Annotated in this window: 16 protein-coding genes; all 16 read left to right on the forward strand. The window is 42.9% G+C overall.

Translation table 11 applies throughout. From position 1 onward, the window contains the following. Nucleotides 1-33 precede the first annotated feature (33 nt). The 16 genes from ahbB (at nt 34) to ACZ449_RS04120 (ending at nt 14,290) form a co-directional block, all read left to right on the forward strand. Nucleotides 34-519: a siroheme decarboxylase subunit beta gene (gene ahbB, locus ACZ449_RS04045; protein ID WP_464259783.1), complete on the forward strand. Its 486-nt coding sequence runs from the start codon at nt 34-36 to the stop codon at nt 517-519. A 6-nt stretch (nt 520-525) separates the two neighbouring features. Beyond that, nucleotides 526-1,434, forward strand: coding sequence for a phosphate butyryltransferase (locus tag ACZ449_RS04050; RefSeq protein ID WP_464259784.1), 909 nt, complete (start codon nt 526-528; stop codon nt 1,432-1,434). Between the two features lie 213 nt (nt 1,435-1,647). After that, nucleotides 1,648-2,724 (forward strand): ferredoxin oxidoreductase, encoded by a 1,077-nt coding sequence (locus tag ACZ449_RS04055; RefSeq protein WP_464259785.1) that lies wholly within the window; start codon nt 1,648-1,650, stop codon nt 2,722-2,724. A gap of 20 nt (nt 2,725-2,744) precedes the next feature. After that, complete coding sequence (locus ACZ449_RS04060; RefSeq protein ID WP_464259786.1) at nt 2,745-3,515, forward strand: thiamine pyrophosphate-dependent enzyme; 771 nt, start codon at nt 2,745-2,747, stop codon at nt 3,513-3,515. 3 nt (nt 3,516-3,518) lie between these two features. Further along, nucleotides 3,519-4,235 carry a 2-oxoacid:acceptor oxidoreductase family protein gene (locus ACZ449_RS04065; protein ID WP_464259787.1) on the forward strand — a complete coding sequence of 239 codons (717 nt, stop codon included), beginning with the start codon at nt 3,519-3,521 and terminating at the stop codon, nt 4,233-4,235. Between the two features lie 12 nt (nt 4,236-4,247). Then, entirely contained in the window at nt 4,248-4,496 is a 249-nt protein-coding gene (locus ACZ449_RS04070; RefSeq protein WP_464259788.1) for a 4Fe-4S dicluster domain-containing protein, read from the forward strand. A 79-nt stretch (nt 4,497-4,575) separates the two neighbouring features. After that, complete coding sequence (locus ACZ449_RS04075) at nt 4,576-5,550, forward strand: polyprenyl synthetase family protein (RefSeq protein WP_464259789.1); 975 nt, start codon at nt 4,576-4,578, stop codon at nt 5,548-5,550. 155 nt (nt 5,551-5,705) lie between these two features. Further along, nucleotides 5,706-5,921, forward strand: a complete 216-nt coding sequence (locus ACZ449_RS04080; RefSeq protein ID WP_464259790.1) for a Sec-independent protein translocase subunit TatA/TatB — start codon at nt 5,706-5,708, stop codon at nt 5,919-5,921. A gap of 9 nt (nt 5,922-5,930) precedes the next feature. Beyond that, complete coding sequence (gene tatC, locus ACZ449_RS04085) at nt 5,931-6,791, forward strand: twin-arginine translocase subunit TatC (RefSeq protein ID WP_464259791.1); 861 nt, start codon at nt 5,931-5,933, stop codon at nt 6,789-6,791. A gap of 33 nt (nt 6,792-6,824) precedes the next feature. Then, complete coding sequence (locus ACZ449_RS04090; protein WP_464259792.1) at nt 6,825-8,285, forward strand: menaquinone biosynthesis decarboxylase; 1,461 nt, start codon at nt 6,825-6,827, stop codon at nt 8,283-8,285. Next, nucleotides 8,278-9,135, forward strand: a complete 858-nt coding sequence (locus ACZ449_RS04095) for a UbiA-like polyprenyltransferase (protein ID WP_464259793.1) — start codon at nt 8,278-8,280, stop codon at nt 9,133-9,135. The genes ACZ449_RS04090 and ACZ449_RS04095 overlap by 8 nt, the downstream gene beginning before the upstream one ends. Nucleotides 9,136-9,390: 255 nt before the next feature. Next, entirely contained in the window at nt 9,391-10,023 is a 633-nt protein-coding gene (locus ACZ449_RS04100) for a cyclodeaminase/cyclohydrolase family protein (protein ID WP_464259794.1), read from the forward strand. Nucleotides 10,024-10,037: 14 nt separating this feature from the next. Continuing rightward, nucleotides 10,038-10,901 (forward strand): bifunctional 5,10-methylenetetrahydrofolate dehydrogenase/5,10-methenyltetrahydrofolate cyclohydrolase, encoded by an 864-nt coding sequence (locus tag ACZ449_RS04105; protein WP_464259795.1) that lies wholly within the window; start codon nt 10,038-10,040, stop codon nt 10,899-10,901. Between the two features lie 72 nt (nt 10,902-10,973). Then, a complete protein-coding gene (locus ACZ449_RS04110) occupies nt 10,974-11,621 on the forward strand; it encodes a DUF3786 domain-containing protein (protein WP_464259796.1) in 648 nt (215 codons plus the stop codon). 95 nt (nt 11,622-11,716) lie between these two features. Then, entirely contained in the window at nt 11,717-12,469 is a 753-nt protein-coding gene (locus ACZ449_RS04115; RefSeq protein ID WP_464259797.1) for an ATP-binding protein, read from the forward strand. Nucleotides 12,470-12,529: 60 nt separating this feature from the next. Then, on the forward strand, nt 12,530-14,290 hold the full coding sequence (locus tag ACZ449_RS04120) for a formate--tetrahydrofolate ligase (RefSeq protein WP_464259798.1): 1,761 nt from the start codon (nt 12,530-12,532) through the stop codon (nt 14,288-14,290). The last annotated feature ends 191 nt before the right edge of the window (nt 14,291-14,481 follow it).

The following is a 14,481-nucleotide window of genomic DNA, read 5'->3' on the forward strand; positions in this document are numbered from 1 at the left end:
ACATAAGCTGTTAAGCAGTTGGTGAGGTGTTTTATGTTAGATAATCTGGACAAAAGGATAATTGCTGTTATGCAGGGCGAGTTTCCCTTAGTTGCTGAACCATATAAAGAATTGGCTCAACGTATTGGAATTACAGAACACCAACTTTTAGAGAAATTAACTGAATACCGTAAAGCCGGAAAACTGCGCAAAATGGGGGTTGTATTACGGCATCGGGAAGTCGGCTATGCTGCCAATGCGCTTTGTGCCTGGCTGGTACCTGAAGCCCGGCTTACTGAAATAGGAGAGCTTATGTCAACATATACAGTGGTTACCCACTGTTACTCGCGTATCCCCCAACCTGAGTGGCCTTATAATTTTTACACAATGCTGCATGCGCATACGAGGGCAGAATGCCAGGCATTAGCCGACGAATTGGCCCAAGTAACCGGACTTGACAACTATCAGTTACTATTTAGTACGCGCGAATGGAAAAAAACCAGTATGAGTTATTTTCCCGAATATGCTAAAGGAGAGTGAGGGCTTTTGACTGAAAAGACTCTTAAAACCTTTGATGATATACTTAATGCCGTAAAAGACAAAGCGCCTAAGCGGGTAGCTGTTGCGGCAGCACAAGATGATGCTGTTCTTGAAGCGGTTCAGGGAGCACGCGAACAAAAAATTGCAGAATTTACGCTGGTAGGCGATATTGATAAAATAAAGGCCATTGCACATAAATTTGATGTTAGTCTGGATGACGTATTATTGGTTCATGAGCCGGATAGCCGTAAGGCTGCCTACCGGGCTGTGGCATTGGTATCTAGCGGCCAAGCTGATGTGCTGATGAAGGGGAAAATTAACACAGCTGATCTGCTGCGAGCTGTACTTGATAAAGAAGTAGGCTTACGGACCGGGCGGGTATTGAGCCACACGGCCGTGTATGAATTACCTGGTTTTGAACGCCTCTTGATTATTACTGACGGTGGAATGAATATTGCTCCAACATTACAACAAAAAGCAGATATTATCCAAAACAGTGTACTGTTGGCGACTGTATTAGGAATTAGTCCAGCAAAAGTGGCAGTATTAGCTGCCGTTGAAGTGGTTAATCCCGATATGCCGGCAACGCTTGAGGCTGCTGCTTTGACTAAAATGGCCGACCGCGGCCAAATTAGAGGTGCTATTGTCGATGGGCCGTTAGCTTTTGATAATGCCATTAGCTTGGAAGCGGCCAAACATAAAGGAATTATAAGTCCTGTTGCCGGGGTTGCTGACATTTTAGTTACACCTGATATTGAAGCAGGTAATATCCTAGGAAAGTCATTGGTGTATCTTGCCAAAGGGAAGATGGCTGGCTTGATTGTAGGTGCTGCTAAACCGGTGGTTGTAACCTCACGGGCTGATACCTATGAAGCAAAACTTATGTCAATTGCTATAGGTACATTAATGGGTTAGCGCAAAGAAACAGAAACTTGTGTTGATATATAGAATTATAGTGTGCTGGGTATGATAGGAAGGTGGGGAAATTAGCCCTGCCTTCCTATTGTTGTATAAGTTGCGTGCATTTTCTTTAAACTATATCTATATATTCTTCATTTAAGAAATTTGCAGGTCTCTGCAAAACTTTAGCGTGGAATATATGGGATACATATTTCAGGAGGTGTTCGTATGGCCGAAGTTTCACTGCAAGGTGAACAAAGAGTATTCATGACAGGCAACGAGGTGTGTGCCTGGGCTGCGGTAGCGGCTAAAGCCGATATTATGTATGGCTATCCAATCACACCGCAAAACGAGATCATGCATTATTGGACAAGGCTTGCTCCTAAGCACGGTAAGCGCTTTTTGCAAACAGAAGATGAAATATCTGCTGGTTTTACGACTCTTGGCGGCGTAATGTCAGGCAGAAAGGCATTTACGGCTACTGCTGGTCCGGGAAACGTGTTAATGCAGGAATCGGCTGGCATGGCGGAAATGATGCGGCTTCCCATTGTGTACATTATTCAGCAGCGGGGTGGACCGTCGACAGCTACTGTCATTTATGCACAACAAGAGACAACCCTCACTACCTTTGGCGGTAATGGCGAAGGACATCGAATTGTATATTCAACAGCCAGCCACCAAGAATTATTCGACTACACCATCAAAGCGTTTAACGCTGCCTGGACATACTATTTTCCTACTTTTGTATTAGGAGATGGCTATCAGGCTAAAATGCGTGAGCCACTAACGATTTATGATCCTGAAGTAAAAGGCGATAACTTGGTCAAACCCAAAGTGCTACTTGGTGATATTGAAAAACCACAGCGGGAAAGTACACATCTTCGCAATACGTATAATACGGAAGATGAGCTTTACGAAGTCGTTATGAAGAATCAGCATGACTGGGATAAAATGGCGGCAGAAGTCGTTGAATATGACGCTAAGGGGTGTGAAGATGCGGATGTAATTATTCTTACCCATGGTATCGTATCCAGGGCTGCCTTATCGGCTTACAACCAGCTGCGTGCCGAAGGCAAGAAGGTTGGATATTTTCGCCCAATCACAGTTCGGCCTTTCCCAGGTAAGCAGCTACAAGAAGCAAGTAAAAATGCTAAAAAACTACTTATTGCAGAGTCTGCGTATGGTCAGCTTATGAAGCTGGTTCAACACGAAATCTTTGGTAGCACAATAGAAATAGTGCCCATGCTGCGTCCTGGCGTAGGTATTACTACCGAAGAACTTATAGAAGAGTATAACAAGCTATAGAAACAGGAGGGAGGACTACCATGCAAGAGCTCAAAGAAAATAATATTCTTCAGCCAGCTATGCCTACCAGTTGGAATGAAGCTACTAAACCACATAAATTTTGTCCAGGCTGTGGTCATGGCATTATCCTTAAATGCCTAGGCGAGGCGATTGATGAACTAGGTATCAAAGGAAAAATGGTCTTTGGTTGTGATATTGGCTGTTCGCTACTAGCCTGGGACTTCTTTGATGTTGATTCGGTACAAACCCATCATGGGCGGACAACTCCGGTAATTACCGGTATGAAACGTGCCAACACAGATATTATTGGTGTGGCATATATGGGTGATGGCGGTGGTTATGCCATCGGTTCTCAGCACCTTTTCAACGCAGCGGTTCGTGGTGAAAAAATAACAGTAATTCTATGTAATAACGGCAACTATGGTATGACTGGTGGCCAAATGGCACCAACTACCTTGCCTGGTATGAAAACTGAAACAACACCCTATGGTCGTGATATCGAGGAAACTGGTCCTCCGACCAAAGGCCCGGAAATGGTTGCAGCCGTTGCTCCAGAAGGTTCTTATGTTGCTCGTGGCACTATCGCTAATCCACGTCAGCTCAAAGGTTTCATCAAAAAGGCTTTGGAAAATCAAATGGCAGGCAACGGCATTTCGTTTGTAGAGTGCTTATCCTCTTGCCCAACTAACTGGCGTACTAATGCTAAGCAAACTTGGGAATTTGTCGAAAAAGATATGACTCAATACTTTAAAATTGGCGAACTTCGCGTACCGCAGGCAAAGGAGGTCTAAATTATGGCAAAAGTGGTTAAAGTGGCTATAGCCGGCGAAGGTGGTCAAGGTGTTCAGTCTATTGCTGAAATTTTGGCCGAAGCCGCTAACGAAGAAGGTAAGAATGCACTATACATTCCTAACTTTGGTGTAGAACAGCGCGGTGGAGTATCTATCGCTTTTGTACAAATAAGTGATGGTGAAATTGGTTTTCCTAAGTTCACTAAAGCGGATATTCTTATTCCGGTAAGTCCGCGGGCTGTGCAGCGGACTAGCATGTATGCAGGCAAAGATACGGTATATATTTATGATAATTCGCTCATTCAAGAGGGTGAAGTCAATGATAACATCGTGGGATTACAATATTTTGATGTAACTCCACCTTGCCCAACTGCCGACCATCCCAATAATGACCAACCTCAGAATATGATTGCCGGTGAACCCAAGACCTGCTCATTTACCAAACCAGGTCCGGGTGTTAATCCTGCTGATATTCCAGAAGTTAAAAAGGTTTTGGCCATCCCGGCTAATGATATTGCTAAAAATGAACTGCATCCCCGGGTATTCAATATCATTATTCTCGGCGCGGTAATTGCAGCAACAGAAGTATTGCCAATGGACGCGATTAAGAAAGCGCTGGAAACTAAACTTGGTGACAAGTTTAAGAAAAATCCGGAACTTCGTGATATGAATTTCAAAGCGCTCGAGCGTGGCTACCAACTTATTAAAAGTGCAATGTAAGGAGGGGAACAAATGGCTAAAGATGATTGGAAATCAATAACCCTTGACAGCGAAAAAGGCTTCTGGGCTAATTTCCCTGGCTTATGTAAAGGGTGTGGCTTATGCATTGAAAAATGTCCGGTAAAGTGTATAACCTGGTCAGAAGAACTTGGAGTGTATGGCACACCGCGAGTGGAGGCTGATATGGAAAAGTGCATTATTTGTGGTATTTGTCAGATGGTTTGTCCGGACTGTGCCATTCGAGTAGAAAAAAATAAATAAATAGCAACTAACATTGTAGACTATTACTGGTAAAATGGTGTATTATAGAATCAGATTTTGTCTTGTAGGTGATTAAATAGTGAATAAATTCCCGAACAAAATATTTGGAATAGTCCAAGAAGATATCAAGGCTGTCGAAAAAGAACTGTATTCTATAATCCAATCACCAGTAGATTTGGTCAATGATATTAGCGTCCATTTGGTACAAGCGGGCGGTAAACGTTTACGGCCTGCTTTGTTTCTTTTATGTGCCCGTGGCGGTAATCCTAACCAGAGTGAATTACTTCCCATGGCTGTTGCTCTTGAACTCATTCATATGGCTACTTTGGTGCATGATGATGTAATTGATAATGCTGCTACCAGGCGGGGTCGTCCCACGGCCAACGCACGTTGGGGTAATCATAGCTCGGTATTGACTGGAGACTATTTATGGGCTAAAGCGTTCTCGGCCATTGCTGTAGGAACTAAACAAAATATGCTTAAAATTTTGACTGATGTTATTTCCAATATGTGCGAAGGTGAAATCGTGCAACTCCGGGAAGCATTTAATGCTGATCAGGATGAGGCAGATTACCGTCTGCGGGTGGCCCAAAAAACAGCTGACTTTATTGCTGCTAGCTGTGAAATTGGTGCGTTGTATGGTGGTTTGGATGAAAGGGATGTCGTGCAAGTTCGGGAATATGGCTATGCAATTGGTATGGCTTTCCAAATTACAGATGACATCTTGGATATTACTGCTTCTGCTGAACAATTGGGTAAGCCGGTAGGTAATGATTTGCGCCAGGGGATTGTTACTTTGCCCGCAATTTATGCGTTAAAAACAAGTCCTCGTCGTGACGAACTCAGGAGTATTGTTGTGAACCAAAATATGTCTGATGAAGAGGTTAGTCGTGGTCTGGAAATTCTTCATGAAACAGATGCTGTAGAATATAGCTATACCCAAGTGAACAATTATTTGCAGCATGCACGCAATAGTTTGCCAAAAACGCTTAATGGTCCTGTGCGCCAGGCCCTGATAGCAGTAACCGATTTTGTGGGGTTGCGCAAATATTAAGTAACAGTAATGAAAATTACGGCTTTCCTGATAATATCTTTGTGCGAATATAGCTATCAGGTGGTCGTTTTTTTGTGATTATTTTGTTGCATTGTTTTTTGGGTAACGGACAGGTATAATAGAATAAGTATACAAACATAAAAGGAGATGGAAGCATGTTTAGTTTTAGTATGCCGGAATTAGTTGTAATATTGGTCATTGCGCTAATTGTATTTGGACCGGGTAAACTGCCGGAAGTTGGCAAGGCCATTGGTAAAGGCATTCAGGAATTTCGTCGGGCCAGCAATGATGTTATGAACCCAAAAGAAGAACCAATAAATATTGAGGCCAAGGCAACGACTGAAATCAAGCAACCTGAAGAGAAAAAGTGAGGTTGCTTGATGCCAGATCATGATGAAAATAATAAGACAACTATGCCCGAACCTGCAGAAAACACAGGCGTAATCTATAGCGATAAAGTGATACGGGAAGACTCAGCGCCAGTACCAGTAGCTGAATCGATTGAAGAAGAAGCGATTCAAAGTGAGTCAGTTGAGGATGTGCAGCCGGAAAGGGCGATGTCCTTACTTGACCATTTAGAAGAACTCCGCCGCCGGCTAATTGTAGTGATTGCTGCTATTGCTATTGGCAGCACACTTTGTTATTTTTATGCTGCTGAAATATCCGCCTTCATAACGGCGCCAGCAGGAAAACTGTATTATATGAACCCGTCAGAGGCTTTCTTTACTTATCTGAAGGTTTCTTTTTTTGCGGGATTTTTGTTAGCACTGCCAATAGTCATGTATCAACTATGGGCTTTCATTGTACCGGCTATGACCAACAAGGAACGCACGGCTGGTGTGTTCTTGGTTCCGTCATCTATTATACTATTTCTTGTCGGCTTGTTTTTTTCTTATTACTTTGTTTTGCCAGCAGGGATTAAATTCTTTATGGGGTTTGCTACAGATAATCTGCAGCCTATGTTTTCTATCGGACAATACCTTTCTTTTGTGATTTCTTTTTTAGTACCTTTTGGCTTTATTTTTGAATTGCCATTATTTATATTCGTTATGGCTAGGCTGGGGATTATTGATTCGAAATTTTTGGTGGCCAAACGCAAAATGGTATTGTTTCTGTCCTTTGTTATTGGTGCTTTTATATCACCAACACCTGATGTTTTTTCGCAAACGATGGTGGCAGTACCGATGATTCTGTTATACGAAATTAGCATCATAATTGTAAAATACATATTGCGGAAATAGATATACTACTTCTCTGCTGAAAGGAGTATTGTTTTGGCCTATAATGATATGCGGGAGTTTATTAGCGCACTTGAGTCACGGGGCTGGCTAAAGCGGATTACGCAGCCGGTTAGTTGTGAACTGGAAATTACTGAAATTACTGACAGGGTCTCCAAAATGCAAGGAGAAAAGAATGTAGCTTTATTGTTTGAAAATGTTATCGGTTATGATATGCCTGTGCTCATGAATGCCTTTGGCAGCATGGAACGGATGGCGTTAGCTTTTGGAGTAGAGAAGATTGACGATATTGCCCAGGAAATACGGCAAATTTTGAAATTGCCGTATATTTCGCTGCAGAACAAGTTTGATTTGGTTAAAATTATTCCAACAGCCAAACGGGCGATTAATTTTCCGAAATACGTAAAAAATGCTCCTTGTAAAGAGGTTATTATTAAAGACAGGCCCTCACTTGACAAATTTCCAATATTGAAATGCTGGCCGGGAGATGCCGGACGGTTCATTACCTTGCCATTGGTTTTTACAAAGAACCCTCTTACAGGCAAGCGCAATGTAGGCATGTATCGTCTCCAGGTATTTGACCAGCAGACAACAGGGATGCATTGGCATATTCACAAAAATGGAGCTGAAAATTACCAGGCACACAAAGAACTGGGCAAAGATAAAATTGAAGTAGCTGTAGCTATTGGCGGCGATCCTGCGATAACTTACGCGGCTACTGCACCTTTGCCGCGCGATATTGATGAAATGGTGTTTGCTGGTTTTTTGCGTAAAAAAGCAGTAGAAATGATCAAATGTGAAACTGTCGATGTTGAGGTGCCAGCAGGTTCGGAGATTATACTTGAAGGCTATGTAAATATGGATGAGCTTAGGGTAGAGGGTCCGTTTGGCGACCATACCGGTTACTATTCGCTGGCTGATAACTATCCAGTTTTTCATATAACCTGTATAACCCACCGTAAAAATCCTATATATCCGGCAACCATTGTAGGTAAACCGCCGATGGAAGATTGTTTCTTAGCCAAAGCGACTGAACGTATTTTCTTACCATTGCTACAAAGTCAGTTGCCAGAAATTCTCGATATTAATTTGCCACTGGAAGGCGTTTTTCATAATTGTGCTGTTGTTGCCATAAAAAAAAGCTATCCTCAGCAGGCCAAGAAAGTAATGCATGCTATCTGGGGTATGGGACAAATGATGTTTACCAAAATGATTATTGTCGTTGACGCTCATGTTAACGTGCAAGATATGAATGAGGTTTGGTGGCGGGTATTTAATAATATTGATGCCAAGCGGGATATCGTCATGGTAGACGGGCCGCTGGATGTTCTCGATCATTCATCGCCAATGCCTAACTGGGGGACAAAAGTTGGTATTGATGCGACTAAAACTTGGCCGCAGGAGGGTCAAACGCGCGAGTGGCCTGATGAAATCGTTATGTCGGCAGATATAAAAAAAATGGTTGATGCCAAATGGATGGAATTGGGCCTTGAGTAAGCTAAAAGCCCATCTTGATAATATTGCTTTGTCCCACTCCGTTTTTGCTCTGCCATTTGCTTATATGGGGGCCTTTTTGGCTGCGGGAACTGTTCCTAACGGACATGACCTTGTATGGATTACTGTAGCTATGATTGGGGCCCGGAGTGCAGCCTTGGCACTAAATAATTATATTGATCTAAAATATGACAAGCTGCATCCTCGTTTTACCGAAAGGCCGATGGTCACAGGCAGCGTAAAACCATGGGAAGCCATTGCCCTCATTATTGTCTGCTTGGTGCTGTTCTTAGTAGCCGCAGCTCAATTGCAACCACTGTGCTTACTGCTGTGGCCGCTTGCGCTGATCCCCCTGATTATGTATCCTTACATGAAACGCTTTTCCTGGATATGTCATTTGGTTTTGGGATTAGCATTGGCAACAGCACCGGTTGGTGCGTGGATCGCTGTCAAAGGAGACATATCGTTTGCCGTTTTGTTTTTGGGTCTGGCAGTAGGGGTATGGATTGCTGGCTTTGATGTTATTTATGCCTGTCAGGATGTAGAATTTGATAAAGCAAATAACCTAAACTCTATACCGGTGCGCTTTGGTCTCTGCGGCGCATTGCAGTTATCAAAAATCATGCATATCATTAGTATTGCGGGGTTTGTGGTTGTCGGCGTGCTTTTGCAGCTGCATTTAATTTATTATTTTGGCGTACTATTGGCGGGAATAGTGCTTATCTACCAGCATGCCCTTGTTAGTGCTGCTGACTTAAGTAATGTTACGCAACGGTATTTTATGCGTAATGGACTAGTAGGAATCCTGTTATTTTTATTTACAATTATTGCTTTATTATACGACAATCGTTAAGCTTGTTGTACATATTTTGTGCCTCTTTACTGTTTGTGAAGAGGCACATTTTTGCATGAAATATTCTTCGACAAAAGTTGACAATAATATTTTTTTTGAATAATGAAAAACTAGCAGGAATTTCAAAATATTAAGCGAAATTTTCTCAGTAGAATGTATGTGAAATAACAAACGAATTTTTTTGGCAGTGAATGTAACAATATAAGTAGTTCTATATTTAGTTAAATTCAAGAAGAAATGGGAGGAAAAATGAGTATGAGTATGCTTGATAAGTCTTGCTCCGATTTTCTGGAAGTGCTGGCTTCCAAAGCTCCAGTACCAGGCGGCGGCGGTGCAGCAGCCCTGGGCGGTGCCATTGGGATGGCTCTTTCCAATATGGTTGGTAATTTAACTGTAGGCAAAAAGAAATATGCTGAAGTAGAAGGGGAAGTCAAAGAACTAATTGCTAAAGGCGAACAGATAATTAGCGAACTAAAAGAACTGGTAGATGAAGATGCCGCTGTTTTTGAACCTCTTTCCAAAGCATATGGTTTGCCGAAAGATACTCCAGAGCAGATTGCCTATAAAGAGCAAGTAATGGAAAAATGCTCTAAAGATGCTTGTGAAGGACCTATGAAGATTATGCGTACCTGTTATGCAGGCATTAAGATTCATGAACGCATGGGCCAGATAGGAACAAACCTGGCGATTTCTGATGTAGGTTGTGGGGTTGTGTTTCTAAAATCAGCACTTATTAGCGGTATGTTAAATGTAGTAATTAATCTAAATACAATTAAAGACCAAGAATATGTCAGCAAAAATCGGGCGGAAATGGAAAAATTATTAGCTGATGGCTCTGAAATTGCTGATGCTACCTTAGCACTTGTTCTTGGTAAAATAAAGAAATAGGAGGAATTTGGACAATGGCCGAAAGATTAGCCGGAAAAGCAGTTGCAGACGCCATGAAAGCGGAACTCTCCCAAAAGGTGACTGCTATTAAAGCCAAAGGAATTACTCCCAAATTAGGAATTATCCGGGTCGGTGCCCGTCCTGATGATCTTTTTTATGAAGGCGGAGCCAAAAAAACCTGTGATTCGGTCGGAATGGCTTACCAAGTTTTTGAGTATCCAGCCGATATTGAGCAAGCTGCTTTTGAACAAGCCGTAATTAGTGTTGGGGCTAATAAAGAAATAAATGGTATCTTAATGTTTGCACCTTTGCCCAAACAATTGGATGAAAAGAAAATTCGTAATCTTATCCCAGTAGAAAAAGACGTGGATTGCATGACTATCGGTAGCGCCGCTAAGGTTTATACTGATGATCCTACCGGTTTTCCTCCCTGCACTCCGACTGCCTGCATGGATATTCTTAAGTTTTACAATATTCCATTAAAGGGCAAGAAGGCTGTTGTACTTGGCCGTTCTCAAGTAGTCGGCAAACCGGTTGCTATGTTGCTTTTACGGGAACATGCTACTGTAACCATCTGCCATTCCCGGACAGATGATTTGCCAGGTGTTTGTGCTGATGCTGATGTGCTTATTGCAGCCGTAGGCCGAGCCAAAATGGTTAAAGCTAATTTTGTTAAGCCAGGCCAAGTCATTATTGACGTAGGTATCAACGAAGATCCTGAAAATCCTGGGAAATACTGCGGCGATGTCGACTACGCAGAAGTTGAACCGATTGTTGCAAAAATCACCCCGGTTCCCGGTGGCGTTGGTTCTGTCACAACAGTTGTGCTTTGTAAACAGACGATTCAAGCTTGCGAGCAGCAAAACGGTTTAGTTTAAAGCAAAGCGTAGCATACCAGCAATCTTTGAGTATCTGTAATTTTTGCTTTATCGCACTAGGAGGCACATTCCATGCAAACTGATAACATTATTCCCCAACATCTGCAGGACGGCTATCAGCTGGCATATGAAAAAGCTTGCGCTGGCTTGGCTACCAGAAACCCGGCAGAAATGGCCGCATACAGCGGTGCTGATTTTGCTGAGGATAAGGGTTTGTTTACTCTTAAATACATCAATGAAGAATATACGGTCAGTTATCCAAACGGCGAGGTAAATTTTGCTAGCAAGCAAGACTCAGTTCCACTGACGGTTAAAGTTTTATTGTTGCACTATTTGCTTGCTGCAACTGGGCAGCCTTTGGCCGGCCAATGGATATCTTTTAAAGAGATACCTGGTGGCATGATTTATCTACAGCCTTTTAATGGCCGGGTTCTTGGCGGGTTTAAATTCTTTTTCGGTAAAAATGCCAGTCTTTTAAGCAAAGCAGGCGAAAAAATTGGTGGCCGTATTGTTAAATTTGGTGATGCGGCTGTTACCTTGGACATTCTTCCCCGAGTTCCAGTGACGTATGTCATTTGGGAGGGAGATGAAGAGTTTCCCGCAAATGCTACTGCCTTATTTGATGCCACAGCCCAGTATTACCTGCCTACTGAAGATTTGGTAGTAGCCGCAGCGGCTGGTGCCAGTTTGCTTAATAAAACATCGCGGACACTTAGCTAACATGGTTGTCCCATCTGTCTAAAACTGACAGATAATTATATAAATAGTACACAATATTTAATTTTCATACAATATCTATTTAAGGAGGTGAGAACTTGAAAATCGCAGTCTCCGGCAAAGGCGGCGTCGGTAAAACGTCTGTCTCTGCCAGTTTGGCTAAATTATTCGCTCGTGAAGGCCGTCGTGTATACGCGGTAGATGCTGACCCTGATGCAAGCTTAGGTCTTGCTTTGGGAATTCCTGATGATATCTTGGCTAAAGTAATTCCGCTAATTGACATGGAAGATGTGATTAAGGAAAAGAATGCTGGTGGTGGTTTGCTTTATAGCCTTAATCCAGAGGTCGATGACATATTAGACGAGTATTCCATTAGCGTGGGTAACATCAGATTCTTGAGAATGGGAGCCATTAAACCAGGTGGCTCAGCATGCTATTGTCGTGAAAATGCTTTTTTGTTTTCGGTGGTCGATTCCTTGATTCTTGACAAAGATGATGTCGTTATCCTTGACATGGGTGCAGGAATTGAACATTTAACTCGTGGCACGTCTAAAGGCATGGATCTTATGATTGTGGTTACTGAAGCAAGTAAGACTAGTGTTCAGACAGCACGAGTGGTAATGCAGTTAGCTAAAGATTTAGGTATTGAAGTAACAAAAGTAATTGCCAACAAAATACGCGCTCCCAAAGAAGAAGCATTCATCCAAGCACAGTTTACTGCTGAAGAACTGTTAGGTGTCATTCGTTTTGATGATGAACTGCTGGATGTTGCTCTCGGAAACGAAGCTGACATACTTACCGGAGCCTTCAAAGCGAGCATGGAAGAAATTTATCAACGTGTTATCAAGTAGTGGAAAGACCAGCAACTAATGCGAAGTCTTGAAGCAATTAAAAAAAGGGGGATTTAGATTATGGCATGGGATCCTACAGTAATGAAAGATTGGCAAATAGCCGAAGCAGCAGAGGGAAATATTCCATCTGTCGAACAGTATCAAGAAATGATGGGTCTGCAAAAAGATGAAATCATTCCTTACGGCAAAACTCCGAAAATTGACTTCTTAAAGGTAATTGATCGTCTGAAAGATAAACCAGACGGCAAATACATTGAGGTAACAGCCATTACTCCTACCCCACTTGGCGAAGGTAAATCAACTACTTCCATCGGTATCATGGAAGGTCTGGGCAAACGCGGCATGAATGTTGGCGGCGCTCTGCGGCAGCCTTCTGGTGGCCCGACTATGAACGTTAAAGGTACTGCTGCTGGCGGCGGTAATGCTCTGTTAATTCCAATGACCGAGTTCTCACTTGGTTTAACTGGCGATATCAACGATATTATGAATGCTCATAACCTGGCAATGGTTGCTATGAATGCCAGAATGCAGCATGAAGCAAATTACACCGATGATGAGTTGGCTAAAAGAGGCCTAAAAAGACTTGACATCGATCCGAAAAACATTGAAATGGGCTGGGTTCTTGACTTCGCAGCTCAGGGTCTGCGCAACATCATCATGGGACTTGGCGGCAAAAAAGACGGTTTCATGATGCATTCTAAATTTGGTATCGCCGTTGGTTCCGAGTTGATGGCTATCTTGGCTGTTGCTAAAGATTTGGCTGATATGAGAGAACGCTTCAAGCACGTTATTGTTGGCTACAACAGACAAGGTGATCCAGTTACCACTGGTGATCTTGAAGTTGATGGCGCTATGGCTGCCTGGATGCGTAATACCATTAATCCGACACTCTGCTCTACTGTTGAAGGTCAGCCTTGCTTTGTTCATGCTGGTCCATTTGCTAATATTGCTATTGGTCAGTCCTCGATTATTGCCGACCGTATTGGTCTTAAATGCTTTGATTACCATGTTACCGAGTCCGGTTTCGCAGCTGATATCGGATTTGAGAAGTTCTGGAATGTTAAAGCCCGCCTCAGCGGCTTGACCCCGAACGTTTCCATCCTTGTTGCAACTGTTCGCGCCCTCAAAATGCATGGTGGCGGCCCAACTGTTGTACCAGGTCGTCCGTTGCCTGACGAGTACACCAAAGAAAACCTTGGTCTCTTGGAAAAAGGCTGCGAGAACATGGTTCACCTTATCAATGTTATCAAAAAATCCGGTATCAAACCAGTTGTCTGCATAAATGCCTTCTATACTGATACTCCTGCTGAACACGCCCTTGTTAAACGTATTGCTGAACAAGCTGGCGCCCGCGCTGCTGTTTCCCAACATTGGATGAGTGGCGGCGACGGTGCTCTTGACTTGGCCGATGCCGTTATTGATGCTTGTAAAGAAAAAGTAGACATTAAATTCCTCTACCCGCTGGAAATGCCTTTGCGTCAGCGTGTTGAGAAAATTGCTACTGAAGTCTATGGCGCTGATGGCGTTGACTGGGCTCCGTTGGCCGAAGAAAAAGCTAAGAGATTTGAAGCTGATTCTAAATATGCCGACTTTAGCACAATGATGGTTAAGAGTCATTTGTCACTTTCCCATGAGCCGACTTGGAAAGGTGTTCCTAAAGGTTGGAGACTGCCTATCCGTGACGTTCTTGTCTATGGCGGTGCTAAATTCCTTTGTCCGATGGCCGGCCAAATCAGCTTGATGCCAGGAACTAGCTCTGACCCTGCTTATCGTCGTATTGATGTTGACGTTAAGACTGGTAAAGTTAGCGGCTTGTTCTAATAAAATAAAAAAAGTCTGATTACTGCGTTAAATTTTTTCTAAGCTTGCAGGTATTCGCCCACCTAAGGGCGAATACCTGTAAATAGAGTTTGTGAAAAAACCCTCATATTATTAAAGCTCTGGTAGCTAAGCTCCTAGTAAGTGGATTCAAATGAAAAACATCTATGATGAACATAGGGAGGAAAAGAAGA

Source organism: Desulfosporomusa polytropa, assembly GCF_055380075.1.

Coding starts and splice junctions, on each gene's coding strand:
- ahbB (WP_464259783.1), top strand. CDS start 34: ATGTTAGATAATCTGGACAAAAGGATAATTGCTGTTATGCAGGGCGAG.
- ACZ449_RS04055 (WP_464259785.1), top strand. CDS start 1,648: ATGGCCGAAGTTTCACTGCAAGGTGAACAAAGAGTATTCATGACAGGC.
- ACZ449_RS04060 (WP_464259786.1), top strand. CDS start 2,745: ATGCAAGAGCTCAAAGAAAATAATATTCTTCAGCCAGCTATGCCTACC.
- ACZ449_RS04065 (WP_464259787.1), top strand. CDS start 3,519: ATGGCAAAAGTGGTTAAAGTGGCTATAGCCGGCGAAGGTGGTCAAGGT.
- ACZ449_RS04070 (WP_464259788.1), top strand. CDS start 4,248: ATGGCTAAAGATGATTGGAAATCAATAACCCTTGACAGCGAAAAAGGC.
- ACZ449_RS04080 (WP_464259790.1), top strand. CDS start 5,706: ATGTTTAGTTTTAGTATGCCGGAATTAGTTGTAATATTGGTCATTGCG.
- tatC (WP_464259791.1), top strand. CDS start 5,931: ATGCCAGATCATGATGAAAATAATAAGACAACTATGCCCGAACCTGCA.
- ACZ449_RS04100 (WP_464259794.1), top strand. CDS start 9,391: ATGAGTATGCTTGATAAGTCTTGCTCCGATTTTCTGGAAGTGCTGGCT.
- ACZ449_RS04105 (WP_464259795.1), top strand. CDS start 10,038: ATGGCCGAAAGATTAGCCGGAAAAGCAGTTGCAGACGCCATGAAAGCG.
- ACZ449_RS04110 (WP_464259796.1), top strand. CDS start 10,974: ATGCAAACTGATAACATTATTCCCCAACATCTGCAGGACGGCTATCAG.
- ACZ449_RS04120 (WP_464259798.1), top strand. CDS start 12,530: ATGGCATGGGATCCTACAGTAATGAAAGATTGGCAAATAGCCGAAGCA.